Source organism: Streptomyces sp. BHT-5-2 (assembly GCF_019774615.1).
Lineage (GTDB): Bacteria > Actinomycetota > Actinomycetes > Streptomycetales > Streptomycetaceae > Streptomyces.
Map to the genome: position 1 here is coordinate 923,045 of NZ_CP081496.1, position 26,712 is coordinate 949,756.

At 72.7% G+C, this 26,712-nt stretch carries 22 protein-coding genes; 11 read left to right on the forward strand and 11 right to left on the reverse strand.

Annotation, left to right across the window (positions count from 1 at the left end):
- Positions 1 to 111 precede the first annotated feature (111 nt).
- On the forward strand, positions 112 to 2,103 hold the full coding sequence (gene recQ, locus K2224_RS03900) for a DNA helicase RecQ (RefSeq protein ID WP_399019948.1): 1,992 nt from the start codon (positions 112 to 114) through the stop codon (positions 2,101 to 2,103).
- A 71-nt stretch (positions 2,104 to 2,174) separates the two neighbouring features.
- Here the strand turns inward: recQ and K2224_RS03905 are convergent, their stop codons facing one another.
- Positions 2,175 to 3,467: a HAMP domain-containing sensor histidine kinase gene (locus tag K2224_RS03905; protein ID WP_221905267.1), complete on the reverse strand. Its 1,293-nt coding sequence runs from the start codon at positions 3,465 to 3,467 to the stop codon at positions 2,175 to 2,177.
- Positions 3,464 to 4,117 (reverse strand): hypothetical protein, encoded by a 654-nt coding sequence (locus K2224_RS03910; RefSeq protein ID WP_221905268.1) that lies wholly within the window; start codon positions 4,115 to 4,117, stop codon positions 3,464 to 3,466. The genes K2224_RS03905 and K2224_RS03910 overlap by 4 nt, the downstream gene beginning before the upstream one ends.
- Before the next feature lie 354 nt (positions 4,118 to 4,471).
- On the opposite strand from K2224_RS03910, the gene K2224_RS03915 reads away from it, so the two are divergent.
- A complete protein-coding gene (locus K2224_RS03915; protein WP_221905269.1) occupies positions 4,472 to 4,756 on the forward strand; it encodes a hypothetical protein in 285 nt (94 codons plus the stop codon).
- Positions 4,757 to 4,770: 14 nt separating this feature from the next.
- Here the strand turns inward: K2224_RS03915 and K2224_RS03920 are convergent, their stop codons facing one another.
- On the reverse strand, positions 4,771 to 5,700 hold the full coding sequence (locus tag K2224_RS03920) for an isocitrate lyase/phosphoenolpyruvate mutase family protein (RefSeq protein WP_221905270.1): 930 nt from the start codon (positions 5,698 to 5,700) through the stop codon (positions 4,771 to 4,773).
- Positions 5,701 to 5,763: 63 nt separating this feature from the next.
- Here K2224_RS03920 and K2224_RS03925 point away from each other — a divergent pair, with 63 nt between their 5' ends.
- Positions 5,764 to 6,594 (forward strand): helix-turn-helix transcriptional regulator, encoded by an 831-nt coding sequence (locus tag K2224_RS03925; protein WP_260692328.1) that lies wholly within the window; start codon positions 5,764 to 5,766, stop codon positions 6,592 to 6,594.
- A 49-nt stretch (positions 6,595 to 6,643) separates the two neighbouring features.
- On the opposite strand, the gene K2224_RS03930 is transcribed toward K2224_RS03925, so the two are convergent.
- Positions 6,644 to 8,119, reverse strand: a complete 1,476-nt coding sequence (locus tag K2224_RS03930; protein WP_221905271.1) for a glycosyltransferase family 39 protein — start codon at positions 8,117 to 8,119, stop codon at positions 6,644 to 6,646.
- 323 nt (positions 8,120 to 8,442) lie between these two features.
- Complete coding sequence (locus K2224_RS03935; protein ID WP_221905272.1) at positions 8,443 to 11,307, reverse strand: D-alanyl-D-alanine carboxypeptidase family protein; 2,865 nt, start codon at positions 11,305 to 11,307, stop codon at positions 8,443 to 8,445.
- A 267-nt stretch (positions 11,308 to 11,574) separates the two neighbouring features.
- Here K2224_RS03935 and K2224_RS03940 point away from each other — a divergent pair, with 267 nt between their 5' ends.
- The 5 genes from K2224_RS03940 (at position 11,575) to K2224_RS03960 (ending at position 16,300) form a co-directional block, all read left to right on the forward strand.
- Positions 11,575 to 12,345, forward strand: a complete 771-nt coding sequence (locus K2224_RS03940; RefSeq protein ID WP_221905273.1) for a GPP34 family phosphoprotein — start codon at positions 11,575 to 11,577, stop codon at positions 12,343 to 12,345.
- Between the two features lie 298 nt (positions 12,346 to 12,643).
- On the forward strand, positions 12,644 to 13,510 hold the full coding sequence (locus K2224_RS03945) for a helix-turn-helix transcriptional regulator (RefSeq protein WP_221905274.1): 867 nt from the start codon (positions 12,644 to 12,646) through the stop codon (positions 13,508 to 13,510).
- 263 nt (positions 13,511 to 13,773) lie between these two features.
- A complete protein-coding gene (locus K2224_RS03950; RefSeq protein ID WP_221905275.1) occupies positions 13,774 to 13,983 on the forward strand; it encodes a DUF397 domain-containing protein in 210 nt (69 codons plus the stop codon).
- A 270-nt stretch (positions 13,984 to 14,253) separates the two neighbouring features.
- Positions 14,254 to 15,477, forward strand: a complete 1,224-nt coding sequence (locus tag K2224_RS03955) for a PLP-dependent aminotransferase family protein (protein ID WP_221905276.1) — start codon at positions 14,254 to 14,256, stop codon at positions 15,475 to 15,477.
- Between the two features lie 184 nt (positions 15,478 to 15,661).
- A complete protein-coding gene (locus K2224_RS03960) occupies positions 15,662 to 16,300 on the forward strand; it encodes a DUF2690 domain-containing protein (RefSeq protein WP_221905277.1) in 639 nt (212 codons plus the stop codon).
- Positions 16,301 to 16,461: 161 nt separating this feature from the next.
- On the opposite strand, the gene K2224_RS03965 is transcribed toward K2224_RS03960, so the two are convergent.
- A complete protein-coding gene (locus K2224_RS03965; protein WP_221905278.1) occupies positions 16,462 to 17,583 on the reverse strand; it encodes an ADP-ribosylglycohydrolase family protein in 1,122 nt (373 codons plus the stop codon).
- Between the two features lie 170 nt (positions 17,584 to 17,753).
- Between K2224_RS03965 and K2224_RS03970 the strand changes: the two genes are divergently transcribed.
- Together K2224_RS03970 and K2224_RS03975 are read left to right on the forward strand one after the other, a co-directional pair.
- On the forward strand, positions 17,754 to 18,755 hold the full coding sequence (locus K2224_RS03970) for a D-2-hydroxyacid dehydrogenase family protein (RefSeq protein WP_221905279.1): 1,002 nt from the start codon (positions 17,754 to 17,756) through the stop codon (positions 18,753 to 18,755).
- A gap of 95 nt (positions 18,756 to 18,850) precedes the next feature.
- On the forward strand, positions 18,851 to 19,105 hold the full coding sequence (locus K2224_RS03975) for a hypothetical protein (RefSeq protein ID WP_018538657.1): 255 nt from the start codon (positions 18,851 to 18,853) through the stop codon (positions 19,103 to 19,105).
- Between the two features lie 66 nt (positions 19,106 to 19,171).
- On the opposite strand, the gene K2224_RS03980 is transcribed toward K2224_RS03975, so the two are convergent.
- From K2224_RS03980 to K2224_RS03990, 3 genes are all read right to left on the reverse strand, one after another.
- Positions 19,172 to 21,835 (reverse strand): bifunctional FO biosynthesis protein CofGH, encoded by a 2,664-nt coding sequence (locus K2224_RS03980; protein ID WP_221905280.1) that lies wholly within the window; start codon positions 21,833 to 21,835, stop codon positions 19,172 to 19,174.
- Between the two features lie 113 nt (positions 21,836 to 21,948).
- On the reverse strand, positions 21,949 to 22,350 hold the full coding sequence (locus tag K2224_RS03985; protein WP_221905281.1) for a VOC family protein: 402 nt from the start codon (positions 22,348 to 22,350) through the stop codon (positions 21,949 to 21,951).
- 276 nt (positions 22,351 to 22,626) lie between these two features.
- The gene (locus tag K2224_RS03990; protein ID WP_221905282.1) at positions 22,627 to 23,451 is read right to left on the reverse strand and encodes a TIGR03619 family F420-dependent LLM class oxidoreductase; all 825 of its coding nucleotides are present in this window, start codon (positions 23,449 to 23,451) and stop codon (positions 22,627 to 22,629) included.
- 297 nt (positions 23,452 to 23,748) lie between these two features.
- Between K2224_RS03990 and K2224_RS03995 the strand changes: the two genes are divergently transcribed.
- Positions 23,749 to 25,281, forward strand: coding sequence for a CehA/McbA family metallohydrolase (locus tag K2224_RS03995; protein WP_221905283.1), 1,533 nt, complete (start codon positions 23,749 to 23,751; stop codon positions 25,279 to 25,281).
- 128 nt (positions 25,282 to 25,409) lie between these two features.
- On the opposite strand, the gene K2224_RS41565 is transcribed toward K2224_RS03995, so the two are convergent.
- Positions 25,410 to 25,541 carry a DUF397 domain-containing protein gene (locus K2224_RS41565; RefSeq protein WP_399017626.1) on the reverse strand — a complete coding sequence of 44 codons (132 nt, stop codon included), beginning with the start codon at positions 25,539 to 25,541 and terminating at the stop codon, positions 25,410 to 25,412.
- Between the two features lie 67 nt (positions 25,542 to 25,608).
- Positions 25,609 to 26,448: a DUF5753 domain-containing protein gene (locus K2224_RS04005; protein WP_221905285.1), complete on the reverse strand. Its 840-nt coding sequence runs from the start codon at positions 26,446 to 26,448 to the stop codon at positions 25,609 to 25,611.
- Positions 26,449 to 26,712: the final 264 nt, after the last annotated feature.

The following is a 26,712-nucleotide window of genomic DNA, read 5'->3' on the forward strand; positions in this document are numbered from 1 at the left end:
ACGTCGGCGACGACCGGCTGGGGTGGAGTTATCCACAGGGTCTGCGAGGGGTGGGGTGGAGCTCGTAGGCTTTCGGGTGGTTCGGCGGACGTGGGAGTGATCGTGGTGGACGTGGACGTGGACGTGGATGTGGACGGAGGCGCGGAGGGCGCGTCGGGGGACGGCGAGGCGGTGCAGGTGCTGCGCCGGGTCTTCGGGTACGACGCGTTCCGCGGCGATCAGCAGGAGATCATCGAGCATGCCATCGGGGGCGGGGACGCGGTCGTCCTGATGCCCACGGGCGGCGGCAAGTCGCTGTGCTACCAGATCCCGTCGCTGGTGCGGCCGGGCGTCGGGGTGGTGATCTCGCCGCTGATCGCGTTGATGCAGGACCAGGTCGACGCGCTGCGGGCGCTGGGGGTGCGGGCCGGGTTCCTCAATTCGACGCAGGATCTGGAGGAGCGGCGGCTGGTCGAGGCCGAGTTCCTGGCCGGTGAGCTGGATCTGCTGTATCTGGCGCCGGAGCGGCTGCGGGTCGAGCAGACGGTGCAGCTGCTGGACCGGGGGAAGATCTCGCTCTTCGCCATCGACGAGGCGCACTGTGTGGCGCAGTGGGGGCACGACTTCCGGCCGGACTATCTGGCGCTGTCGATGCTGCACGACCGCTGGCCGGACGTACCGCGGATAGCGCTGACCGCGACGGCGACCGAGGCGACGCACACCGAGATCACCTCCCGGCTGCGGATGGACGGCGCCCGGCACTTCGTGGCGAGCTTCGACCGGCCCAACATCCAGTACCGGATCGCGGCGAAGAGCGAACCCAAGCGGCAGCTGCTGGAGTTGCTGCGGAGCGAGCATGCCGGGGACGCGGGCATCGTGTACTGCCTGTCGCGGGCCTCGGTGGAGAAGACCGCGCAGTTCCTGGTGGACAACGGGATCGACGCGGTGCCGTACCACGCCGGGCTGGACTCCCGGGTCCGCGCGTCGAACCAGGCGCGGTTCCTGCGGGAGGACGGGTTGGTGGTCGTCGCCACCATCGCGTTCGGGATGGGCATCGACAAGCCCGATGTGCGGTTCGTGGCCCATCTGGATCTGCCGAAGTCGGTGGAGGGGTACTACCAGGAGACCGGGCGCGCGGGGCGCGACGGCCAGCCGTCCACGGCCTGGCTGGCCTACGGGCTGCAGGACGTGGTGCAGCAGCGGAAGATGATCGACGGTTCGGAGGGGGACGACGCGCACCGGCGCCGGCTGGCCGCCCATCTGGACGCGATGCTGGCGCTCTGCGAGACGGTGGAGTGCCGGCGGGTGCGGCTGCTGGCGTACTTCGGGCAGGAGAGCGGCCCGTGCGGCAACTGCGACACCTGCCTCACCCCGCCGCAGACCTGGGACGGGACGGTGCCGGCGCAGAAGCTGCTGTCGACGGTCGTACGGCTGAAGCGCGAGCGGGGGCAGAAGTTCGGCGCGGGGCAGATCATCGACATCCTGCTGGGCCGGAAGACCGCCAAGGTCATCCAGTTCGACCATGACGCGCTGAGCGTCTTCGGGATCGGGGAGGACCTGCGCGAGGCCGAATGGCGGGGCGTGGTGCGGCAGTTGCTCGCCCAGGGGCTGCTGGCCGTGGAGGGGGACTACGGCACGCTGGTGCTCACCGAGGCGAGCGGTGAGGTGCTGCGCGGGCAGCGCCAGGTGCCGATGCGGCGGGAGCCGGAGAAGCCGGCGCGCGCGGCCAAGGCGAAGTCCAAGGGCAAGCGGGCCCCGGTGGATCTGCCGGAGGAGGCGCTGCCGGTCTTCGAGGCGCTGCGCGGCTGGCGGGGCCGGACGGCCAAGGAGCAGGGCGTCCCCGCGTATGTGATCTTCCACGATGCGACGCTGCGGGAGATCGCGCTGGCGCAGCCGGCCGACATCGCCGGGCTGGGCACGATCAGCGGCGTCGGCGAGAACAAGCTCGCCAAGTACGGCGAGCAGATCCTGGAGGTGTTGGCCGGAGGGGACATCGGGGGCGATGGGGCCGCACCGGGTGGGGTCGACCGGCCCCGAACCCCGGCGGCTGCCGGGACGGCTGCGGTGGAGCCGGCACCGGAGGAGGAGGTGCTGCCGGAGCCGCCGGATGACATCGACTGGTGAGGGCGCGGGCCGCGACCCGGCCCGGCGGATCGGCGGACGGCCGCGGCCGGCGACCGCCGTCGGCCGGCCCGTCACGGGGTGAGCGGCGGGCCCGGCGGCGGCTGAGGCGGGAAGGTGAGGGCGGCGCGAGCACCGCCGTCGGGTGGGTTGTCGAAGCGGAGGTCGATGCCGAGGACGGCGGCCTGTCCGACGGCGATGGTCAGGCCGAGGCCGTGCCCGCGGCCCCGGCCGGGGGCGTCGGTGCGGAAGCGCTGCGGGCCGTGGCGGAGCAGCTCGTCGGGAAAGCCGGGGCCGTGGTCGCGGACCTCGATGGTCGGGATGCCACCGGAGAGGGCGTCGACGGTGACGGTGACCGGGGGCCGACCGTGCCGGTGGGCGTTGAGGACGAGGTTGGCGAGGATCCGGTCCAGGCGGCGCCGGTCCGTCTCGACGACCGTGTCGGCACGGATGCGCACTTCGGCGTCGAGGCCGGTGGTGCGCACGGACCGCAGTACCAGCGAGCCGAGTTCGTAGGCGGCGAGGTCGGCGTGCTCGGTGCCGGAGTCCAGCCGGGAGATCTCCAGCAGGTCCTCGGTGAGGCGGTGCAGAGCGTGCAGCCGGTCGTTGATCATCTCCTTGGGGCGGCCCTCCGGGAGGAGCGCGGCGGAGGCGAGGATGCCGGTGAGCGGGGTGCGCAGCTCGTGGGCGACATCGGCGGTGAAGCGCTGTTCGGCCTGGAGGCGGCTCTGGAGGGTGCCGGCCATGGAGTCCAGGGCGGCCGCGACGGCGGCCACCTCGTCCGGTGCCGCCCGCCCGCCGCGCCGCCGCCGACCTGCCGTTTCGCCGACCCTGGCGTCCAGGTCGCCGGCGCTGATCCGGCGGGCGACGGCCGCCGTGCCGGCCAGCCGGCGGCTGATGCGCCGGGCCAGGAAGAGCCCCGCGGCGGCGACGGCCGCGGCCGCGAGCACGGCCGAACCGAGGATCGCGGTGTCGAACTTCTCCAGCGACCCCCGGGTGTTCGCATAGGGCGACCAGACGGCCATGATCTGGCCGTCGGCGGGCGCCGCCGCCCACATGACGAGCCGTCCGCGATAGCTGCCGACCATGCTGCCGCGCCGCCCGCGGTGCACCAACTTCCGTAGCTCGTCGGGGAGTTCGGGCGGATCGAGGACGGAGTTGATGCCTTCGCGCGAGGTGCCGTACTCGAAGAGGTCCAGTGCGGTGTCGAGGTCGGCGCGGGTCTCCTTGCGGACCTGGCCGACGGTCTGGCGGGCCACCGCGTTGTGGACGAGCACACCGAGGACTGCGGCGACCGCGCAGCACACCGCCGTCACGGTCAGCGAGATCTTCCAGCGGAGCGAGACGGCGGGGCGGGGGCGCCTCACGGCGGGTTCCCGGCGCGGGCGAGGACGCGGGCGGGGGCCGGGGCCCGGGTGGCGGCCGGCATGGCGGGCTTCGGTTTGCGGGCCACGTCGAGGGTGAGGTCCCACAGGCCCATGGTGTGGCCGTCCCAGACGTAGTCGGTGACGCTGACATAGCGCGGGTCCTTGGTGGGCTCGCGGACCGCGAGGTGGCCGGCCGCCAGCTCGACGCCGGCCAGCACCGCGCGCAGCGCGAGGATCCGGGTGACCACGCCCTTTCGGACGGTGTAGACGCGCAGCTCGCTGGTGCGGCGGTCGACGTCGACGACGGCGATCAGGTCGGGCTTGCCGTCGTCGGTGAGGTCGTGCAGCTCCGGGCGGCGCACCGAGGCGGGCTTGGGCGGGGGGCCGCCGGAGGAGGTGAAGTCCGCGTCGAGGACCGCGAGCGGGTCGGCGGCGGCCATGGAGCCGCCGGGGATGCGGGGCAGGGAGGGGAGCGGTTCGAGGACGGCCGGGTTCTCGTTCTCCCGCAGTGGGGCGGGCGAATACGTCGGCCAGAGGGCCAGCGGGGCGTTCACCCGGCGCGCCCGGCCCTCGTCCTGGAGACCCTCGGGGCTGGCGCATCCGGCGAGGAGGGCCAGGGGGACGACGGCGAGGGCGAGAACGGCGGGCATGGCAAGGGCCCGCGGCACGGGCGCGTGCGCGGCAGGGGTCCCCGGTGCGGACCCGGCCCGGGCGCGGCTGCGGCGGCGAGCGGCCGTCGCGCTCCATACAGGAAGAAATGCGGACATAGCCTGACCAAGCTACCCAAGGTGCGGGGCCCGGGAATCTTCGGGACGGCCGTTCCGGGGGCGTCCGGGACGGCGGGGCCGACCGCACGCCCCTCGGCCGCTTCGTCACAGGAATGAACCAGAGAGGAGGGTCCGGCTGTTACACAACGTACGGGTCGCCGTTATGGACGCTCCGTAGCGTGCTCTCACGTACCGCACCCCAGGGCAGCCGCCGGCCGCCCCCGTCGAGGAGTACCCATGCGTGCGCAGCGCCGCTCCGTGATCCGTACCGCCGCCGTCGCCACCGGTGCACTGGCCGTCCTGCTGCTCCCCACGGGCGCCGCGTTCGCCGCCGACTCCACCGCCCCGACCGAGAGCCGGACGTCGATCATCCTCCCCGACGAGGGCCTCGCCGGCCTCGCCGAGAAGGCCGGGCACCTGCCGAAGGCGGGCGTCATCGGCGGTGCCGCGGCACTGGGCGCGGTGGGCGTGGGCGTCGCGGTGCAGCGCCGCCGCCACGCGTCGACGGACCGGACCCGCTGATCCGGACCCGCTGATCATCGAGGCCGGGCTGTGGGGTCGCCACCCCGCTGCCCGGCCTTGTCCGTAGCGCCCCGGCTGCCGGCCGCGACGTCTCCGGCCAGGTGCTGCACCTCCCCGTAGGCCGGGGCATCGTCCATGCCGTACGGCGGGACGGGCCCGGTGCGGAGCGCGTCCGCCGCCGCGCAGGCCGCCCCCAGGGCCGTACGGAACAGCAGCGAGCCGGTGCTGATGCGGCGTACGCCGAGGTCGGCCAGACGGCGGACGGGGTGCCGGCCCGGAGTGAACAGGATGTTCAGGGGCGCGGCGATCTCGCGGACGAGCACCGTGATGTCGGCGTCGGCGGTGACGCCCGGCACGAAGACGCCGTCCGCGCCGGCGGCCAGGTAGGTCTCCGCCCGGGCGAGGGCCTGCGACAGGGGCGGTGGGGTGTCCACCAGCCAGTGGGTGTCGATCCGGGCGTTGAGGAAGAGATCCGGGGCGCGTTCCTTCACCGCGGCGATCAACTCGGCCTGTCGGGACGGGTCTTGCAGTCCTCCGCCGCCGGGCAGACCATCCTCCAGGTTGATCCCCGACGCGCCGCAGTCCGCCAACTCCGCCACCAACTCGGCGACCTGGCCGGGCCCGCCGCCGAATCCCCCCTCGATGTCGACGGTGTACGGGCACGGCAGCCGGCCCGCGAGCCGGCGGGCCAGGGCGAGCGTGGCGGCCCGGACGGCCGGGAGGCCCTCGCCGTCCGGATGGCCGTGGGCGGCCGCGATGCCCAGGCTGGTCGTGCCGATCGCGGCATGGCCGGCGGCGGCGAGCGCGGCGGCCGAGGCGCTGTCCCAGGCGTTGGGGAGCAGCAGCGGGCGGCCGGGGTTGTGGTGGAGGGCGTGAAAGGCGTGGGCGTCGGCGCGGCGCGGGCCGGGTCCCGGTACGGCGTCCTTGCGCGTATCGCTGGTCATGCGGGCACCGTAGGACGAGGACGTGTCGGTGGCCGCCGAAGTGTCGCGGCGGACAATGGAGCCATGACGTCGCCCAAGCGGAAGCGGACACCAGCGGCACCAGTGGTACCGACGGCACCAGTGGCACCGGCGGCAGCACCGACGGCACCGGCCGGACGGGCGGCGGGCCGGGCCGCCGCGGTGCCCGACCACAGCCATGAGCTGGCCCGGCTGGCCGCGCTGCTGGCGGACCGCACCCGGGCCGCGTTCTGCCTGGCGCTGCTCGACGGGCGGGCCTGGACGGTCGGCGAACTCGCCGCGTACGCGCGGGTCGCGCCGTCGACCGCGAGCGAGCATGTGTCCCGGCTGATCGACGGCGGGCTGCTCGTCGAACGACGGCAGGGCCGGCACCGCTACGCCCAGCTCGCCGGGCCGCGCGTCGCCGAGCTGCTGGAGTCGGTCACCGCGCATCTCGACCCGCCGGCCGCGGCGCCGCGCGGGCTGCGGGCGGCCACCGCGTCGGCGGCGCTGGCCCGCGGCCGGACCTGCTACGACCACCTGGCCGGGCGCCTCGGGGTCGCCGTCACCGACGCGATGACCCGGCGCGGCCTGCTGGACCAGGACGGTGGATTCGCGCTCACCGACAGCGGGCGGGAGTGGTTCGAGGCCGCCCTGGGCGTCCCGCCCGAAGCGCTCCGCGCCGGCCGCCGCCCACCGGCCCGCGGCTGCCTGGACTGGACCGAACGCCGTCAGCATCTCGCCGGTACGGCCGGCGCCCGGCTCTGCGAACGGCTGCTGGAGCGGCACTGGATCCGCCGGATCGGCACCGGCCGCGCGGTCCGCCTCACCCCGGAGGGCACGGTCGCGCTACGGGACCTGCTGGGGATCGACGAGGAGGCGGTGGGCCGGGCTTGACGGGCGCGGGGCCGGGCTTGACGGGCGCGACGCGGGGCTTGGCCTCCCCTCAGCAGTGCCCGCTCCCCCCGGGCCCGCCCACCCGCGCGTAGAGCGTGATCTGCGCCCCGCGCACCTCAGTGCTGCGGCATGCCACGAACGCCGAACGCAGCGTGGTCCGTTTGGCCAGTTCCCGGTCATCGGCGTCGAGCGGCTGCCCGGCCGGGTCGCCGGCGACCACGATGCGGCGGCTGGCCAGCATCCGGCGGCGGATCTCGTCGCCGGACACCTCCGTCCCATAGAGGCTGTGCGACGCCACCGGGCTCCGGTCCAGGGCCAGATCGTGCAACCCGCGGAAGTCGTGCGGCCGCGTCGCGCTCCAGATCCGGCGGCGGGACGGGGCGAACAGCAGGCCGTCGCCCGGTTCGGAGATCTGCCGGACGGCCTGGGCGACCGCGGTGACGTCGTCGACCCGGCTGTCCGGACTGCGGAGATGGACGTCCACGGGCAGCAGGGCGGCCAGCACCAGCGTCACCGCGGCCAGCCACCGCAGCCGCCGGCCGCGGGTCTGTCCCGCCTCGCCGGCCGGGCGCAGCAGCCGGGCCAGCGCGGCGCCCGCGACCAGCGCGAACCCGGCGACGTAGTAGAGGACGTAACGGTCCACGTAGGCGGGCTCGACGTTCGACAGGAGCAGCAGCAGGACGGTGGGCAGGAGGAGCAGCGGGATGCCGAGGGCGCGCAGACCGATCGGGCCGCGGGAGCGCACCGGGACACGGGCGCAGAGGCCGCCGAGCACGGCGAGCACCGCGAAGGTGAGGAGCTGCACCGGATTCGGCCACAGCAGCCAACTGACCTGGGCCGCCTGGCTGGTGCTGAAGACGGCGACCGGGGCGAGCAGGGCGACGACGGTCCCTGCCGCGTACATCCACGACCGCCGGACGCGGCGGGGCAGCCGGCCCAGTGCGACCGCGGCGCCGTGCGCGGGCAGCGCCAGCGACGCGAACTCGTGCAGCAGACAGGCCAGCAGCATCAGCGCGGCGTAGCCCGGCCACAGGGCGCGGGGCGAACGCGAGGTGCCGGCCCGCAGCGGCTCCTGGGTACAGGCGAGCACCAGCAGGTACGACGCCCAGACGACCAGGGCGCAGACCATCGCGTAGGAGCGGCCCTCCTGCGCGTACTGCTGGACGACCGGGATCAGCGCGAAGGTCAGCCCCGCGCACAGCCCGGCCCGCCGGCCGACCAGGCGCTGTCCGAGCAGGGCCACCCCGGCCGCGGCGGCCGTCATGGCCACGACGGACGGCAGCCGCAGACCGATCACCGCGCCGAGGGTGTCGTCGAGGGTCGCGTCGTAGACGGCGAACCAGCAGTGCATCAACGCGTAGTACAGGCCGTGTACGACGTCGACGTGCAGCAGCGTCGCCCACAGCTCGGGAAAGCTGCGGTGCGCCATGTCGTAAGTGACCGCCTCGTCCCGCCAGATGGCGTCCTGGCGGCGGATTCCCCACGCCCCCAGGAACAACATCAGACCCGCGGGCACCAGCACCACCGCACTCCGCACGGCCCACGCCGGACGGACCCCGGCGAAGGAGGACAGGGAGAACGGGGAGAGCAGAGAGGGCGGGGAAGACGGGGAGGAAGGGGAGAACGAGGAGCCGGCAACCGCCCCGGCACCGGCATCGGCCGACGACGGCTGCGGCGGCGCTTGCGACGCGTCGATGGCGGACTCCGGTCACATCAGGGGCGGCGAACGAACAGCCGCCGGGCGGAAGGGGGAGAGGGCAGAGGGAAGGCGGAAGAGGGGAGACGGAAAAGCAAACGGCCGGACTGCCGGGGGATGCTGGTCATCCGCCCGGCGGTCCGGCCGTCACCTCAGCCCAGTCGCGTCAGCTTGGCCCCGAAGGAGGGCTTGGCCAGATCCGCCTGGAGCGCCACCGGAACCTTCTGCTGGCTGGCGCCGTTCCCGGCGGTCAGCTCGCCGACGACGGTCCCGGCCTTCGCCTCGTGCGGCACGGCCGTGCCGCTGCCGACGTTCAACTCCAGCTTCTGGCCCGGGACTCCGACCGCGCTCAGGTCCTTGGTGGCGACGACCGGCGTCAACCCGCCCAGGCCGTCGTCGACATAGCCGACGACCTGCCCCTTCTTCACCGCCGTGGCCGAGGTCAGCGCGCCGCGCACGGTCTCGATGACCTTCTTGCTGTTGTCCTTGACCATGGTGAGACTGTTGGAGGCGTTGGGGTCCAGACCCTTGAAGTGCTGGTCCATCATCGTGCCGAGAATCAGCCGGTCCTTGCCGTCCACGGTCTTGTAGGCCGCCCAGGACAGCGTGCCACCGGCCGCCGTGCTGGAACCGGTCTTGATGCCCTTGATGCTCATCCCGGCCAGCAGCAGGTTGTCGTTGTTGTTGTTGATCCGCTCCGGCAGGCCCGGGATCTCGGCGTTGGGCAAGGCCACGATCGGCCGGAAGGCGTCGAACTTCATGACGGCCTCGGCCAGCTTGATCTGGTCGACGGCGGTGCTGACCGTCTTGGCGTCCAGGCCACTGGGGTCCGTGTAGGTGGTGTTGGTCATCCCCAGGTCCTTGGCGGCCGCGTTCATCTTCTTGACGAACGCCGCCTCGTTGTCGGACTGGGTGTCCCAACGGGCCAGCAGCCGGGCGATGTTGTTGCCGGACGGGATCATCAGCATCTTGAGCATGTCCTGCTCGCTGAACTTCTGCCCCGCCTTGAGCCCGGCGATCCGCGACTCGCTCTCGGAGTTGCCCTCGGCCACCGCCTTGCCGTCGACCTCGATCTGCGGACCCTTCTCGTTCTTCTTGAGCGGGTGCTCCTTGAGGATGACGTAGGCCGTCATGATCTTGGCGACGCTGGCGGTCGGCACCGGCTTCTGTTCGCCGAACGTCCCCACCTCGCCGGAGCCCACGACCTTGACCGCCGCCTGCCCCTGCGCGGGCCACGGGATGGAGAGCTTGTCGCCCGCGAAGGTGAACGAGGACTGGGCGCTGCCGAGGACGAGCGTCGGGGCGGGCAGCGGCCGCACCGCCTGGACGACCGCGAAGATGATCGCCAGCAGCACCGCCAACGGGGTCCAGATCTTGAACCGCCGGACGACGGAGCGCAGCTTGGTCTCGGGCGGCGGCGGGGTGTTGGTGAGCTTCGCCAGCAGGTCGAGCGGCGGCAGCGGCTCCTGACGGGTCCGCTCGGATTCGGCCTCGGCCGCGGACGCTCCGGCCTCGTCGGCGGCCCCGGCGGCGGACGCCGTCGCGGCACCGGCATCCGGCTTCCGAGCCGGCTTCGGCGGCGCGGCGGGCGGCATCGCACCGGGCGCCTTGCCCGCAGCCTTGTCGGGAGCCTTGTCGGGAGCCTTGTCGCCCGCCTTGTCGGACGCCTTGTCGCCGGCCTTTTCAGGGGCCCTCTCCGGCGCCTTCGCCTTCTCCGGCGCCTTCTCGGGCGCCTTGGCCGCGGCACCGGCCGACGCCGCGCCCTTGGCGGCCCCCGCCGCCTGCTCGCCGTCCTTCTCCTGGCCCTTCTCCGCCTCGTCGGCGCTGCCGGGCTTACGGAGCGGGGTCCGGGGCGCGGTCTTGCCGATCGACCGCTCCGCCGAGCCGTCGTCGGACGACTTCAGCGCCACGAACTGGCTGGTCCGCTCGGCGTCCCGCTCATCGGCCGCGGCGCCGGCGGCGGCAGCGCCCTTCTCCTTGGCGCCGCCCCCCTCGGCCTTGTCACTCTTGCCGGCCTTGCCGCTCTCGCCGGCCTTGCCGTCGGCGTCCTTCGCCTCGGCACCCTTTGCCTCGGCGTCCTTGCCACCGGCGTCCTTGCCGAACTTGAAGACCGCGGTCGGCTGGTCGACGGGCCTCTCCGCGGCACCCTTCCCGGACGCCCCGGACTTCCCGATCTTCGCTACGGCAAACACTCGTGTCGCATCATCGGCGGGCGCCTCCTCGGCGCTCCCACCCTTGCCCGACTCGGCGTCGGCCTTCTTCGACTCGTCGGCCTTCTTGGGCTCACCGGCCTTCTCGGGCTCGACGGTCTTGAAGACAGCGGTCGCCTGATCGACGGCCTTGGCCTCGACCTCGGCAGGCTTCCCGGCGGACTCGGCCTTCCCCGCAGGCTTCGCGCTCGCGCTCGCCTCGGCCTCACCCTCGGCATCCCCCTGCGCGGCCCTCTGAGACCCCTCAGGCGCCTTCCCGGCTTTTTTCGCGGCCCCGGTCTCGGCCTTGTCTTCAGCCGTGTCCTCGGCCTTGTTCTCGGCCTTGTTCTCGACCTCGGAGCCGTCCTTCCCGGAACGCTCCTCGGAACCCTTCCCGGAACTCTTGCCGGAATCCGCCGCATCCTCGCCGGAATCCACGGCGTCCCCGGCGGAATTCCCGACGGAATCCTTCGCCCCGGCCTCCGCCGAATCCTTCGCGGCGCCGGCGCCCTTCGCAGCGCCTTTCACGGCACCATTCGCCGTGCCCTTCGCCGCGCCCTTCGAGAAGCCCCCCGCAGTGCCCCCCTCGGCGCCCTTCGCAGAACCGTTCCGGGAACCGTCCACGGAGCCGTCCCCGGCCCCGTCGACCGCCGCCTCAGCAGCGCCCTTGCCGCCGCCGCTCTTCCCGGTATCCCCCGCGCCGTCCCGTTCCCCCCGCTCGTCGCGGAGGACCGCCAGCCGCGGGTCCCGTTCGGTGCGCGCCGTCTCCCCCGACGACTGCTCCTTGCCCGACTTCTTGTCCGACTTGTCGGGGGACTCGCCCGCCACCGATGTCTCCTTCACTACGTCGCACTGCCCTGCCTGGTGCCACCTGGTACCGAACCGAACGGAACCAGTGTTCCCAAGTGTCCTGTGTCCGAGCCGCCGCCTCACACCGCCACGCGAACCGGTGTCGGCCGCGCCCCTCGGAAGGTGTCGCCGACCTGCTAGACGAGAACGACATACCTACCGGTTCCCTATCGAACCCCCCACGCACCCTCGACAGATGAATGTGAGAGGGGTCACCCTGTCATTCATCCACGCGGGGAGGCTTGGATGGGCAGGAGTCGCAGAACAATTCCGGAGGAGCTTCTGCTGCTGGCTTTGGACCCGGCCACGGGCACCACAGCACAGCCGCAGTCGCTCGACCTCGGCCTGGCCGGGGCCCAGCTAGTGGAGCTGGCCCTGGCAGGACGGATAGCCCCAGACGGGGATCGTATCGCCGTGGTGATGGCACGGCCGACAGGAGATCCGACTCTGGACTCCGCGCTCGAACTGCTGCGCCGTCGCGGCAGTCCGGTGCGCGCGGTCCACTGGATCGGCGGGCCCCGGCTGGGGCTGCGCCAGACGTACCTCACACATCTCGAACGGTGCGGCATGGTGCATGCCGTGGCGGGCCAGATGTGTGGAGTGCTGCCGACGACGCGCTACCAGGCGACGGAGACGGCCATCAGCCGGGAGATCAGGGCCCGGCTCGACAACGCGATCCGCACCGGCGTCCCACCGGACCCGCGGACCGCGGCGCTCGCCGCGCTGGCCCACGCGGTCGGCCTCGGCAAGCACCTCTACCCAGGGAACGAGGGGCGGTCATCGCGCTCCCGTCTGAGGGATCTGATCCGGCACGACCCGATGGGCGGGCTGGTCGCACACGCGGTCATGGACGTGCAGAACGGTGTCGCGGCGCAGCCGCGCCGGGGCTCGGGACCGGGCAGCGGCCCGGCTCCCCGGAAGACGGCGGGCCGTTCGACGTCCGACGCGGCGGCCGGCGTGCCGGGCCAGTCACGGCGGCACGGACACGGCAGCATGGCGCGGGTCGGCGCCCGCTGAGGCCGCCGGCGCCGCAGGACACGCCGGGCACCACCACGCACCACCGCACCACCAGGGCCGCACCCGCACACCCGGGCGCACCCGTCAGCGCCACCGCAGCACCCCTTCCCGGGCCTGTTCGGGAGCCGCGTTGAGAAGCACGGGGTGGCGGACCGGGCCGTTCGGACGACGGCCGGGTCCGCCACCCCGTGCACATGTGCGCTCGCCTACTGTGTTCATTTGACTGCGCGCCGTCCACGGGAAGTGGCAGTCTGCTCACCAGGAAATGAAGCAGTACGGAGCCGGAGGTGCACGTACCGTGGCGTCCAACGTCAACCCGACCGTCAGGCGACGCCGATTGGGCCAGGAGCTGCGCAGGCTCCGGGAGGACAAGGGCCTGACGGCGGAGCAGGTGGCCGAACGGCTGCTGGTCTCCCAGTCGAAGATCAGCCGACTGGAGAACGGCCGCCGCAGCATCAGCCAGCGCGACGTCCGCGACCTGTGCGGGGTCTACGAGGTCGAGGACCGCCGGATAGTGGATTCGCTGATGCAGATGGCCAAGGATTCGCGCCAGCAAGGCTGGTGGCACGCCTTCGGCGACATTCCGTACAGCGTCTACATCGGCCTGGAGACCGAGGCGGCGTCGCTGCGGACCTACGAGTCCCTGCTGGTGCCCGGTCTGCTGCAGACGCCCGGCTACGCCGAGTCCGTCATCCCCGGCACGGTCCCGGAGCTGGCACCGGACGATCTGGAGAAACGCATCCAGGTGCGGATGCGGCGCCAGGAGCGGGTGCGCGACACCGAGCGGCCGCTGCGGCTGTGGGTCGTGCTGGACGAGAGCGCGCTGCGGCGGGTGGTCGGCAGCCACCTGATCATGCGCGAGCAGCTGGAACACCTCGTCGAGGTGAGCAAGCTGCCGCATGTGACGGTGCAGGTGCTGCCCTATGACGCCGGCGCGCACGCCGGGATGTCGGGGACGTTCTCGATCCTGGAATTCGACGACGCCGCGGACTCCAGCGTGGTCTACATCGAGGGTGTCACCAGCGATCTCTATCTGGAGAAGACCAACGATGTGCACAAATACACCATCATGTACGAGCACCTGCGGGCGCAGGCGCTGAGCGCGGACGCGAGCCGCGAGTTCATCGCGGAGGCCGCCAAGCGACATGCGGATGCGACGAGTTGAGATCCCGGCGGGCCTCGGCGACCTCATGGCGAGGTCGTGGTGAGGTCGTGGTGAGATCGATGGGCCGGGAGCGACGGCCCCTGGAGTGCGGAATGTTGAATTCCGGTGAACGGGGCCGCACGGTACACCTGAGCCAGGTGGCCTGAAAAGGGATCACGGAATACGCCATTCGGACGGGTGAACGGCCCTCTGCGGCCGGTGATGTTGGCGCGTAGCGTCGTTCTCACCGAATCCGCGGTAACTCAGAGTAAGATGGAGTGAACATGGCCGTTCAGCCCAATTCCGCGTTCTCCTGGACCAAGTCCTCGTACTCCGGCGGCAACGGCGCCTGCGTGGAGATCGCCACGCCGTCCACTGCGGCCATCGCGGTGCGTGACTCCAAGGTCCCCGACGGTGCGCGCCTCACCTTCGGCAACGCCTCCTGGAGCAGCTTCGTTTCGGACGTCGCCACGGGCACGTTCGACCTGTCCTGAACCGAGTCGTCACCGACCACAGTCCGTGTGACACCCGCGCGGAAACGAGCCCTCTCGACTGGATCGCCGTCCCGGCCGAGGGGGCTCGGCCATGTCCGCGCACCCCGGGCCCGGTTCGGCGCCGGGGCCGTCGACCGGGGCGCGCAATACGGGGCACCGGCGCGGGTTCAGCATCCGGGCAGCCCTGCCCGGATGGCCGGAAAGTGTCTAAGCTTCCTGCCGTCTGTAGCTAACGGTGGTTAACGCAGATCCCGAGCGATTGGAGCTGCCATGTCGAATCCGGCCCTGCCCCTTGCCTCCGCCCCGGTGCCCGAGCTGGCCGCGCGGGCCGCCCGGACCGGCAGCTCGCCCGTACGCGACATCCTGGCGCTGACCGCCCGGCCCGAGGTGATCTCGTTCGCCGGCGGGCTGCCGGCGCCCGAACTCTTCGACGTCGAGGGGATATCCGCGGCGTTCCGGGAAGTGCTGGCGCAGGCGCCACGGCGGGTCCTGCAGTACTCGACCAGTGAGGGCGATCCGGCGCTGCGGGCGGCCGTCGCGGCGCGCACCACGGCGCGCGGGCTGCCCACCGACGCCGACGACCTGCTGGTCACCACCGGTTCCCAGCAGGGGCTGACGCTGCTGGCCACCGCCCTGCTGGAGCCGGGCGACGTGGTGCTGGTGGAGGACCCCTGCTATCTGGCGGCGCTGCAGATCTTCTCCCTCGCGGGCGCGCGGGTGGTGGCGGTGCCGACCGACGACGAGGGACTGGACCCGGCGGCGCTGGACGAGATCGCGGCCCGCGAGAACCCCAAACTCCTCTATGTCATACCGACGTTCCAGAACCCCACCGGGCGCACGCTGAACGCGGAGCGGCGGGCCGCGGTCGCCGAGGTCGCCGCGCGGCGCGGGCTGTGGATCGCCGAGGACGACCCGTACGGCGAGCTGCGCTTCGAGGGCGAGCCGCAGCGCTGGGTCGCCTCCTTCCCCGGCGCCGAGGACCGGACGGTGCTGCTCGGGTCGTTCTCCAAGGTGATGGCGCCGGGGCTGCGGCTGGGCACGCTGCGGGCGCCGGCCGAGTTGCGGCGGGCCTGCGTCGTCGCCAAGCAGGCCGCCGATCTGCACACCTCGACCGTCGATCAGGCCGCCGCGGCACGGTACTTGGCGGCCTCGGACCTGGACGCCCATCTGGCGCGGGTCCGGGACGCCTACCGGGAGCGGCGGGACACCCTGTTGGCCGGGCTGCCCACGGCGCTTCCCGAGGGCTCGCGGTGGAACCGGCCGGCGGGCGGGATGTTCGTGTGGGCGACGCTGCCGGCCGGGTACGACGCGACCGCGCTGCTGCCGGAGGTGGTGCGGCACGACGTGGCGTACGTCCCCGGGGCACCGTTCTTCGCCGGGCGACCGGATCCGGCGGCGATCCGGCTTTCGTTCGTGACCCATGGACCGGTGGAGATCGAGGAGGGGCTGCGGCGGCTGCGCACGGGTCTGACGACGGCCCGTAGGGCGGCCTGACGGGGGCTTCCACGGGCCCGTAGGCGGCGGAAAATCCGCTTCCCGCGGGCCCGGCCCTGCCGGACACTGGAGGGTCCACGGCTTACGACCCGAGGGAGCCGCCCCGTGGCGTACGGCCCGACGGCCGGCGCCCGCGGTGGTGCGCCCCGAGGGCAGACGGACCAGGGTCCTCCCAGGAGGCCGGATGACCAGTGGCCCCGATGTGCGGGATCCCGCGGATCCCCCGACTCCCCCGTCCCCCTCTCTCCCCCGGCGCCTTCGGGCCCGGCTCGGCGGCGTCGGCCGGCGGCTGCGGGCCCGGCTGCGCGGCGTCGGGCGGCGGCTGCGCGGTGCCGGGCGCTGGCTGCGTGCACACGCCCGGCACGCCCTGGTGGTGGGCGTGGTGACGTCCGTCGTCGGCGCGCTCGCCACGTTCGCCGCCGCCCAACTCCCCAAGCTCTACGAGGACCCGCCGCCCTCCTGCCCCGGTGCCGGGTGCGACGGCAAGGACCCGCAGGCCACCGGGTGCGGGGTGGACGCGACGACCTTCGAGCCGACGGAGGGCAACCCGGTCCGCCTCCACCTGCGGTACAGCAGGCGCTGCGGTGCGGTGTGGGGGCGGATCACGGCCGGCGCGGTCGGCGACACGGTCACGGTCAGCGTCCAGGGCGGCGCGTCCCGCAGCGCGCTCATCAGCGCCAACCATGACGTCTTCACACCGATGGCATCGGTGGGCGACACCTTCCGGGTGCGGTTCTGCGCGGTGCCGACGAGTGATCCTGGGCGGTCCCGCTCCTGGGTGAAGTACTGCTTCGAGGCGACGGAAGCGGCTGCGTGGCAGTAGTCCGCCAATCCGCTTGCGCGGGGCTGTTCCGGCCCGCTTCGCGGGCGTTGTTGGTCCGCTTCGCGGGGCCACAATCCCGCCGTCAGGCGGGCACCGCGCCGCAGGCGCAACAGGCAAGCCACCCACGGCCGGAAGGCCGACGACGTGGGAACCGCGCGCCGTCAGGCGCGTGGGTACCGCGCCAACCACCCAGGCGCCGAACCGGCCGGACCGTGCAGGGCGGGGCCCTGCGTCATCTCCATGGCGAAGTCGTCGGCGAGTTGGAGCATCGTGGCGCGGCCCTCCAGCTCGACCAGCCAGTCCGGGGGGAGCGCGGTCTCGCCGTGCAGGGTGCCCAGGAGGTTGCCGCAGACGGAGCCGGTGGAGTCGCTGTCGCCGCTGTGGTTGACGGCGAGCAGCAGGCCGTGCCGGACGTCCTCGGCGACCAGGGCGCAGTAGACGCCGATGGACAGCGCCTCCTCGGCCGTCCAGCCCTCGCCCAGCGACTCGACCCGGGCGGCCGTCGGCATCCCCTGCCGTACGGCGCCCAGTGCGCGCTTGAGGGCGTCGGTGGTCTCCTCGTGGCCGGTGCGGGTGGCGAGGTGGGCCAGGGCCTTCTGGACGGCGCCGTCGAGGTCCTCGCCGCGCGCCAGGGAGTGGCTGATCACGGCGAACGCGCCGGCCGCGAGGTAGCCGGTGGGGTGGCCGTGGGTCTGGGCCGCGCACTCGACGGCGAGCTGGAAGACCAGCTGCGGCTCCCAGCCGACGAGCAGGCCGAACGGCGCGGAGCGCATCACCGCGCCGCAGCCCTTGGAGTCCGGGTTCTTCGGCTGGTCGAGGGTGCCCATCGCCTCGTCGCCGAGGCCGCTCAGGCAGGCCCGGCCGGGGGCGCGGCGGGCGTAGAGCCATTCCTCGCGGGCGAGCCAGCCGTCGTCCTCCCTGCGTTCGTCGGGGCCCCAGTCGCGCTGGGTGGCGGCCCAGCGGAGGTAGGCGCGGTGGACGTCGGTGGGCGGGTGCCAGGCACCGGTGTCGCGGCGGACCTGGGCGCGGATCAGGCCGTCCACGGTGAAGAGTGTCATCTGGGTGTCGTCGGTGACCGCGCCGCGGCGCCCGAAGGCGGGCACCATGCCGGTCACGCCCTCCTGGCCGTGTGCCTCGCGGATCGCGTCCAGGGAGTCGAACTCGACGGCCGCGCCGAGCGCGTCCCCGATGGCGCCGCCCAGCAGGCAGCCGCGCACCCGGCTGCGGAAGTCCTGCTGTTCGGCGCGGCCCCAGATGGCGGTGCCGCCCGCCGCTGCGCCCATGCCCACACCTCGCTCCGCTCGGCCTCGACAGTTCGGGGCCTTGCGGTTTGCCCCTGGCTCAGCACTGTATCGACCGAGAATGATCGGAACTGGGCCGGGTTTGTTTCAGGTTCGTATTGTGATGTGGCGGGTGGGGCGGCCCACTGCCCGCTCCTGCCCCGGGAGACACCATGACCTCGCCTGCCACCGTGCCCGTACCGGACCTTTCGGGCGCGGCACCGCGCTGTGCCGTGCTCGACGACTACCAGGGCGTGGCCCTGACCATGGCCGACTGGTCGCCGCTGGCCGGCGCCGTGGACGTCCGGACGCTGCGGACACCGCTGCGCACCGAGGACGAGGTGGTCGCGGCGATCGGTGACTGCGAGATCGTGGTCGCGATGCGCGAGCGGACGCCGTTCCCGGCCTCGCTGCTGGCCCGGCTGCCGCGGCTCCGGCTGCTGGTCACGTCCGGGATGCGGAACGCCGCGATCGATCTGGCGGCGGCCGCCCGGCACGGCGTGACGGTCTGCGGCACCGCCAGCAACGGCGAGCCGCCCGTCGAGCTGACCTGGGCGCTCATCCTGGGCCTGGCCCGCAACGTCGTCACCGAGAGCACCGCGATGCGGGCCGGCGGCCCCTGGCAGAGCACCGTCGGCGCCGATCTGCACGGCCGGACGCTGGGGCTGCTGGGCCTCGGCCGGATCGGCAGCCGGGTGGCCCGGGTCGGGCTGGCCTTCGGGATGGACGTGGTGGCCTGGAGCGAGAACCTGACCGCCGAGCGGGCCGCGGAGGTGGGCGTGCGCGCCGCCGCCGGCAAGGAGGAGCTCCTGGAGGCCGCCGACTTCGTCTCGCTGCACCTCGTCCTCGGCGACCGCACCCGCGGGCTGCTCGGCGCCCCCGAACTGCGCCGGATGCGTCCCACCGGCTATCTGGTCAACACCTCGCGGGCCGGCCTCGTCGACCAGGACGCGCTGGTCCGGGCCCTGCGCGAGAACTGGATCGCCGGCGCCGGCCTGGACGTCTACGACCCGGAGCCGCTGCCCGCGGACGCCGCCCTGCGCACCCTTCCGAACGTCCTCGCCCTCCCCCATCTCGGCTATGTCACCCGCCGCAACTACGAGGGCTACTTCCGAGAGGCCGTCGAGGACATCGCGGCCTATCTGGCCGGGGAGCCCGTCCGGCGGCTGGGGTGAGACCCGTCCGGCCCCGGGCGGCGGCCAACTGGCGCGTTCCCTCTCCGGGCAAGCGTTCGGTGATGGGGGTGCCGCCCGCTGGGCATGCTCTCCCCATGTCCGAGTACGAGTGGGATCGCACGACGATGGCCGTCGTCGCCTCGGCACTGTCCGGCGACAGCGACGGCGCGGTGGAACTCCTCCGGCCGCTCCCCCAGCGCGACGTGTGCCATGTCGCGGTACGACTGGCCGCCATGGCCGCGGATGCGCTGATCGTCGCCGCCCAGGACGCCGGCGGCGACCGCGAGGAGGCCCTGTCGCAGTGGCAGCAGTGCATCCTCCAGCACGAGGCGGAGCACAGCGGGGAGTGAGGCGCCGAAACCGGCCGGGCGGGGCGGCAGCTCCGCCCGGCCGGGCCGGCATCGGACCGCGGGCCGCTACTCCACCACGGGCAGCAGCTTCGGCAGATGGCCGTCGGACGCCAGCGCGGCGGCCCGGCGCTCGGCGGGGACGTCGCCGTAGGTCGTCGTCCGGGGGCGGGCCGGGCGGCCGGCGAGCTCGGCGATGCCGACCAGATCCTGGATGGAGCGGTAGGAGCCGTAACTCGACCCCGCCATACGGGAGATGGTCTCCTCCATCAGGGTGCCGCCGAGGTCGTTGGCACCGGAGCGCAGCATCTCCGCGGCGCCCTCCGTGCCGAGCTTCACCCAGCTGGTCTGGATGTTGGTGAGGTGCGGGTGGAGCAGGAGCCGGGCCATCGCCGTCACCGCGCGGTTGTCGCGGGTGGTGGGGCCGGGGCGGGCGATACCGGCCAGATAGACGGGGGCGTTGGTGTGGATGAAGGGCAGCGTGACGAACTCGGTGAACCCTTCGACGCCCTTGGACAGCGCGGACTGCTGGATCTCGGCCAGCAGCCGGAGGTGGCCCAGCCAGTGGCGGGGCTGGTCCACATGGCCGTACATCATCGTCGACGAGGAGCGGATGCCCAGTTCGTGGGCGGTCTTGATGACCTCGACCCAGGTGGCGGTGGGGAGTTTGCCCTTGGTGAGGACCCAGCGGACCTCGTCGTCCAGGATCTCCGCGGCGGTGCCGGGGATGGTGTCCAGGCCCGCGGCCCTGGCCTCGCTCAGCCACTCCCGGATGGACAGGCCGGTGCGGGTCGCGCCGTTGACCACCTCCATCGGGGAGAAGGCGTGCACGTGCATGCCGGGGACCCGCTCCTTCACCGCGCGGGCGATGTCGAAGTACGCGGTGCCCGGCAGGTCGGGGTGGATGCCGCCCTGCATGCAGACCTCCACCGCGCCCACGTCCCACGCCTGCTGGGCGCGGTCGGCGACCTGGGAGAGGGAGAGGGTGTAGGCGTCGGCGTCGGTGCGGCGCTGGGCGAAGGCGCAGAAACGGCAGCCGGTGTAGCAGACGTTGGTGAAGTTGATGTTCCTGGTGACGATGTAGGTGACGTCGTCGCCGACCGTGTCGCGGCGCAGGTCGTCGGCGATCCGGCAGAGCGCGTCCAGCGCCGGGCCGTCGGCGTGCAGCAGGGCGAGCGCCTCGGCGTCGGTGAGCCTGGTGGGGTCGTCGGCGGCCTGCGAGAGGGCCTGCCGGACGTCGCCGTCCAGCCGGGAGGGCACCATGCCGGGGGCGGCGGCCTCGCGCAGCGCCGCCCAGTCGCCGTAGACCTCGTCGAAGTCGTCCCGGCGGTCGGCGGTGCGGCCCTCGGTGTCGATGGTGCGGTGCAGGTCGGTGCGGCCGGAGGCGACGAAGCCCTCGTCGGGCTCCTGCCAGGGGCGGCCCGTCACCACGGCGTCCTCCCGGGCCAGGCCCGTCTCCGGGTCGGCGAGGGCGGTGACGTGCGGCAGCAGCCGCGGGTCCAGCCAGGGCTCGCCGCGCCGGACGAACTCCGGGTAGACCGCGAGGCGTTCGCGCAGCCGGAAGCCCTCGGCGGCGGACTTCTCGGCGAGCGCGTCGATCTGCGGCCAGGGGCGCTCGGGATTGACGTGGTCCGGGGTGAGCGGGGAGACGCCGCCCCAGTCGTCGACACCGGCCCGGATCAGCCGGCCGTACTCCCCGTCCACCAGATTGGGCGGCGCCTGGAGGCAGGCGGCCGGGCCCATGATGTGCCGGGCGACTGCCACCGTGGCGACCAGCTCGTCCAGCTCGGCGTCGGGCATGCCGCGCATCGCCGTGTCCGGCTTGGCACGGAAGTTCTGCATGATGAGTTCCTGGACGCCGTGGTAGGCGCGGGAGACCCGGCGCAGCGCGAACAGCGACTCGGCGCGCTCCTCGTACGTCTCCCCGATGCCGATCAGCAGGCCGCTGGTGAACGGGACGGAGCTGCGCCCGGCGTCCTCCAGGACCCGCAGCCGCACGGCGGGCTCCTTGTCCGGCGAGCCGTGGTGCGGGCCGCCGGGCTCGCTCCACAGGCGCTCGGCGGTGGTCTCCAGCATCATGCCCATCGACGGGGCGACGGGCTTGAGCCGCTGGAAGTCCGTCCAGGACAGCACGCCGGGATTGAGGTGGGGCAGCAGCCCGGTCTCCTCCAGGATGCGGATCGCGATGGCGCGGACGTAGGCGATGGTGTCGTCGTACCCTTCGGCCTCCAGCCACTCGCGCGCCTCGGGCCAGCGCTCCTCGGGCTTGTCCCCGAGGGTGATCAGGGCTTCCTTGCAGCCGAGTTCGGCGCCGCGGCGGGCGATCGCCAGGACCTCGTCCGGCGACATGAACATCCCGTGGCCGGCCCGGCGGAGCTTGCCGGGGACGGTGGCGAAGGTGCAGTAGTGGCACTTGTCGCGGCACAGGCGCGTCAGGGGGACGAAGACGCTCTTGGAGTACGTGATGACACCGGGGCGGCCGGCGGCCTCCAGGCCCGCGTCGCGCACCCGGGCCGCCGAGGCGCACAGCGTCTCCAGATCCTCGCCGCGGGCCTGGAGCAGCACCGCGGCCTCGGTGGCGTCCAGCGCCACGCCGTCCCGGGCCCGCTTGAGCGCCCGGCGCATGGCGTTGGCCGTCGGCCGCGGGGCCGCCCCGCCCTGGCCGGCCCGGCCCGATGCCTGGTCAGATCCCCGGTGGGACCCCTGGTCGGATCCCTGCGCGCGCGAAGTCATGCCCCGAGCATACGAGCGACCACCGACATCTCCGCCGCCGGAAGGCAGGCGATCGATGTGCCGCTGCTCACGTCAAACGGAGGTGGTCTCCGCCGGGGCGTCCGCCCCTGCTGTCACAACGAGTTCAGCAGTTCCTCGGAGTACGTCCGGGTCAGGAACTCCATGGCGTGGCCGTCGGGGTCGTCGACGTAGACGCCCCGCCCGCCGTCGCGGTGGTTGATCTCCTGCGGCTTGGTGTGCCTCGGGTCGGCCCAGTAGGGCAGCTCCCGCTTCCGGATGCGGGCCAGGATCCCGTCGAACTCCTCCTCCGTCACCAGGAACGCGTAGTGCGTGGCGACGAACTCCCGGCCGCCGGCGACGTGCTCGGCGTAGTCGAGGGTCACCCCGTTGTCCATCTTGACCGCCGCGAACGGGCCGTACGCCTTGGGCTCGGGGGCGTCCAGCAGCTCGGCGAGGAAACGGGCCGAGGCGAAACGGTCCTTGCTGTGCACGATCGTGTGGTCGAGGAGGGGCATGGCGTCTCCTTGGTCTCCGGGGGTGGGAGCTGGGAGTCGGGAGCCCGGAGTGGGGGCTCGGGACTCGGGGCTCGGGGCTCGGGTGGGCTCCTTCGGGGAGGTGGTCCGTGGAGCCCGCGGTACGTGGTGGGGCCTTTGTTGCGCCTTCACCATCGACGCTACGCCCGGGGCCGTCCGCGCGGATCGGTCTGTGGTACCGGCCCCGTGCGGTGGGGCCGTACGCCGGTGGTCCTAGGGCGCTTCTGATCGGTGTCGCTTCGCTCGTGAGCGCTCCGCTCACAGGTACTGCGCGTAGTCGTCCAGCGTCCGCAGGATCTCCGCCTCGCCGGCCGGCGGCAGCTGGAGGACCACTTCCCGCAGGCCCAGGTCCCGGTAGTGGGACAGCTTGCCGGGCGTCGGGCGGACCGCGTACGGCACCACCGCCGGCTCGCCCGCGCGGCCGGCTTCCGTCCAGGCGCGCCGCAGGGCCGGGAGGGTCTCCGACAGGCCGCCGCCACCGATGGGCAGCCAGCCGTCCGCGGTGGCCGCGATCTCCGCCAGGAGCTTGGGGCCGGCCGTGCCGCCCAGCAGGACGCGCGGTGCGCCGCCGGCCGGTTTGGGGTGGGCGAGGGAGGCGCGGACGGAGCCGAACGGGCCTTCGTAGGCGGTGGGTTCGTCGGCCCACAGGGTGCGCATCAGTGCCAGCCGGTCGCGGACCAGTGCCCGGCGGGTCGCCCACTCCACACCGTGGTCGGCGGCCTCCTCGACGTTCCAGCCGTAGCCGACGCCGAGGGTGAAGCGGCCGCCGGAGAGGTGGTCCAGGGTCGCGATCTGCTTGGCGAGGTCGATCGGGTCGTGCTGGGCGACGAGGGTGATGCCGGTGCCCAGGCGGAGCCGCTCGGTGACCGCGGCGGCCTGGCCGAGGGCGATGAACGGGTCGAGGGTGCGGCCGTATTCGCGGGGCAGCGGTTCGCCCATCGGGGCCGGGGTGTCCCGGGAGGCGGGGATGTGGGTGTGCTCGGGCAGATACAGGCCGTCGAAGCCGCGCTGTTCCAGTTCGTGGGCCAGCCTGACCGGCCGGATCGTCTCGTCCGTCAGGAAGATCGTGGTCGCGATCCGCATGCTGGGCTACCTCCGCGTCGGGCGTGGGTGGAGTGGTCGGACCGGGTGGAGACCGCATGTTGCCGCACCGTCCGCGAGTTATCCACAGGGCTTTTCCCGCGTGTCACACGCGCGTAGAACAGTTTTCACAGCGCGCGACGACGCGGCGGACGGCAGGAAGGCGATACGAGGGCGGCACAGGGACGACACGAGGACGGCAGGCGAGGCGACGGCAGGCGCGGGTGCGCACGCTGTGCCGTGGCGGACGGGCCGCGGCGGGACGGGAACGGACGAGACGGACGAGACGAGGGGGCGGAGATGGAACGACGCGAGGTGCTGAAGCTGTCCGCGGCGGCCGGCGCGGCGGGTGCGCTGACGCTCGGGCGGGTGAGCTTCGCCGAGGCTGCGCCGACCGCCGGGCGGACCGGAGGCGGGTCGGCCGGGGGCGCGCCGGCCGAGCAGAGACGCACGGTCACCGGCCATCTGCCCGTCGGCGCACCGGACTTCGTCTATCTGCCGGTGGACGTCCCGCACGGCGTACGGGAGCTAGCGGTCGCGTACCGCTACGACAAGCCGCCCGTGCCCGACGGCACCGCGGGGAACGCCTGCGACATCGGCATCTTCGACGAGCGCGGCACGGCGCCGGGCGGCGCCGGCTTCCGCGGCTGGTCTGGCGGGGCGCGGACCGAGTTCTTCCTGCGCGCCGACGACGCCACGCCCGGCTATCTCCCCGGCCCGGTCAACGCCGGCACCTGGCACATCGCCCTCGGCCCGTACACCGTCGCCCCGCAGGGTCTGGACTACGAGGTCACGGTCACCCTGCGGCACGGCCCCCGGGGGACGACGCCGGCGCCCGTGCACCCGCCGGAGCGGGCCCGGGGCCGCGGCCGCGCCTGGTACCGCGGGGACAACCACCTGCACTCCGTCTATTCGGACGGCAAGCGGACGCCGGCGCAGATCGCGGCGCTGGCGCGGGCCGCGCGGCTGGACTTCATCACCACCACCGAGCACAACACCACCGCCGCGCACCGCGCCTGGGAGGGGTTGTGGGGTGACGACCTGCTGATCCTCACCGGTGAGGAGGTCACCACCCGCAATGGGCACGTGGTGGCGATGGGCACCGACCCCGAGGTCTTCATCGACTGGCGCTACCGGGCGCGGGACAACGCCTTCGGCCGCTACGCCCGGGCCATCCGGCGGGCCGGCGGCCTGGTCATCCCGGCGCATCCGCACGCCACCTGTGTGGGCTGCAACTGGAAGTTCGGGCTGAACGACGCGGACGCGGTCGAGGTGTGGAACGGCCCGTACGGCCCCGACGACGAGGCCACCCTCGCCGAGTGGGACAACACCCTGGTCGCCGGTTCCCGGGGCCGCGGCGCCTGGTTGCCGGCGGTGGGGCACAGCGACGCCCACCGCGATCCGGACGTGGTCGGCCTGCCGCAGACGGTCGTCCTGGCCGACGACCTCTCGCGCCGCGCTCTCCAGGAAGGCATCCGGGCGGGCCGGGTCTGGATCGCCGAATCCGCGCGTGTGGACCTCGCGTTCACGGTCACCGGCGAGCGCGGCGAACACGCCGGCATCGGCGAACGCCTGGCGGTGCCCGACGCGGCCGCGGTCACCGCACGGCTGACGGTCTCCGGCGCGCCCGGCTGCACGGTCTCCTTCGTCACCGACCAGGGCCGCAGACACACCGCCCCGCTCCCACCCTCCGGCACGGGCACGATCACCTGGCGAACCACCCCTGCCAACGCCGCCTACATACGCGCAGAGGTCCGCCACCCGTCGACCTCCGCAGACCTCCCGGGCCCGATGGCGGCGATGACGAACCCGGTGTTTCTCGGCCGGAGTTGACGGATCATGTCTGGACCTCGAGTTGTCAACTCCGCGGCGTGGCGACAGCGAGCGGCGCCCGGGTAGCGAGACCACGGCGGCCTCCGCTGCTCAGCGAGGGCCGGTCACTTGGGGATTTGCCACGGAGATCAGAGGGAAACTCCCCCGCCCTTGACTGCGTCCACGAACGACGACCAGACCGAGGTCGGGAACACCAGCGCCGGACCGTGCGGGTCCTTGGAATCACGGACCGGGACGCCATCCGGGTATCCGTCTGACACCTCGATGCAGCCGCCTTGCCCGTTCTCGCTGTAGCTGGACTTTCGCCAGACGGGGAGAGTCGATGCGTTAGGTATCGTCTTCAACTTCGTACTCTTTCAAGTATGTGCGGATCAGGTCGAGCGACTCATCGTCGGTGAGGGCCAGCGAGCGGGCTACGTCGAACCACTGCGTCAGCTCAAGAACCCTTTTCGGGGACTCTACTGATTCCCCTGAGTCGAAGCTCTCGACACCGGCGATGGTCGTCCCATCGGGCAAGGTGTGCAAGGTGAGGCTCCCACCGAGGATGGGATGTGCGCCCCTGTCGAAGGGGAGAATCTGCACGGTCACACGCGGCCGGCCCCCGAGCTGAAGCAGATGCTTCAGCTGCTCAGCCATGCACCTTCGACCGCCAATTGGGCGCCTTAGTGCAGCTTCATCCATAATTCCCCAGTAATAAGGTGGCCTGGCGCGTTCCAGGATGCGCTGCCGCTTCATGCGAGCGGCGACGCGCTCTTCGATCTGCTCCTCGGAGTCGTGCAGTTGGGACTTTCGGAAATGTGCGCGCATGTATTCCGGCGTCTGAAGCAAGGCGGTGACATGGCTGCTGTTGAAAACCTGGATGCGCTCCGCTTCGGGCTCCTTGGCAACGACTTTTCGGCTGTAATCCGGAATCAGCGTGTCATGCGCCAGCTCCAGCAGTTCGGAGAGCACGCCGTCACTGTCAAAGAACTCGTCCAGGGCGTTGACCAACGCTTCCGACGCCAACTGCTCCCCGAGTTCCACGCGCCCCAAGTAGCTGTGCGAGTAGCCGCCTACCCGTTCCGATAGTTGGCGGAGGGAGAGCCCCTTCCGTTCCCGCAGGCGGCGGAGGCGTCGCCCCAGCCTGAGGCGTGGCGTAAGCCTGACATCGTCACTGTTCAACTCCACTCGGTCGAACCTTTCCTCACCTCAACTTGCCGTCACCCAGGTCGCTTTGGTGACAGGCCAAGCCTGTACTCGGCGCTCCCCGTGGGCAATGGTGAGAACCAGGACGCACCCCAAACGGGTACTCCCACAAGAAAGTTCGGCCACGCACGAGACCCCCGCGACCGTTGGTGGACGGCCCGGGGGCGTGGCCCTCAACCGCCTTGGAGGTTGATGAGCATGGCTCACAGTATCCGAACGATCTTCGAATCGCTGCTGTGTTGGTTT

Bases quoted from the DNA above. Each gene is read 5' to 3' on its own strand.
- K2224_RS03910 (WP_221905268.1), bottom strand. From the start codon at position 4,117: ATGCCCGCCGTTCTCGCCCTCGCCGTCGTCCCCCTGGCCCTCCTCGCC.
- K2224_RS03915 (WP_221905269.1), top strand. From the start codon at position 4,472: ATGCGTGCGCAGCGCCGCTCCGTGATCCGTACCGCCGCCGTCGCCACC.
- K2224_RS03920 (WP_221905270.1), bottom strand. From the start codon at position 5,700: ATGACCAGCGATACGCGCAAGGACGCCGTACCGGGACCCGGCCCGCGC.
- K2224_RS03925 (WP_260692328.1), top strand. From the start codon at position 5,764: ATGACGTCGCCCAAGCGGAAGCGGACACCAGCGGCACCAGTGGTACCG.
- K2224_RS03940 (WP_221905273.1), top strand. From the start codon at position 11,575: ATGGGCAGGAGTCGCAGAACAATTCCGGAGGAGCTTCTGCTGCTGGCT.
- K2224_RS03950 (WP_221905275.1), top strand. From the start codon at position 13,774: ATGGCCGTTCAGCCCAATTCCGCGTTCTCCTGGACCAAGTCCTCGTAC.
- K2224_RS03955 (WP_221905276.1), top strand. From the start codon at position 14,254: ATGTCGAATCCGGCCCTGCCCCTTGCCTCCGCCCCGGTGCCCGAGCTG.
- K2224_RS03960 (WP_221905277.1), top strand. From the start codon at position 15,662: ATGACCAGTGGCCCCGATGTGCGGGATCCCGCGGATCCCCCGACTCCC.
- K2224_RS03965 (WP_221905278.1), bottom strand. From the start codon at position 17,583: ATGGGCGCAGCGGCGGGCGGCACCGCCATCTGGGGCCGCGCCGAACAG.
- K2224_RS03970 (WP_221905279.1), top strand. From the start codon at position 17,754: ATGACCTCGCCTGCCACCGTGCCCGTACCGGACCTTTCGGGCGCGGCA.
- K2224_RS03975 (WP_018538657.1), top strand. From the start codon at position 18,851: ATGTCCGAGTACGAGTGGGATCGCACGACGATGGCCGTCGTCGCCTCG.
- K2224_RS03980 (WP_221905280.1), bottom strand. From the start codon at position 21,835: ATGACTTCGCGCGCGCAGGGATCCGACCAGGGGTCCCACCGGGGATCT.
- K2224_RS03985 (WP_221905281.1), bottom strand. From the start codon at position 22,350: ATGCCCCTCCTCGACCACACGATCGTGCACAGCAAGGACCGTTTCGCC.
- K2224_RS03990 (WP_221905282.1), bottom strand. From the start codon at position 23,451: ATGCGGATCGCGACCACGATCTTCCTGACGGACGAGACGATCCGGCCG.
- K2224_RS03995 (WP_221905283.1), top strand. From the start codon at position 23,749: ATGGAACGACGCGAGGTGCTGAAGCTGTCCGCGGCGGCCGGCGCGGCG.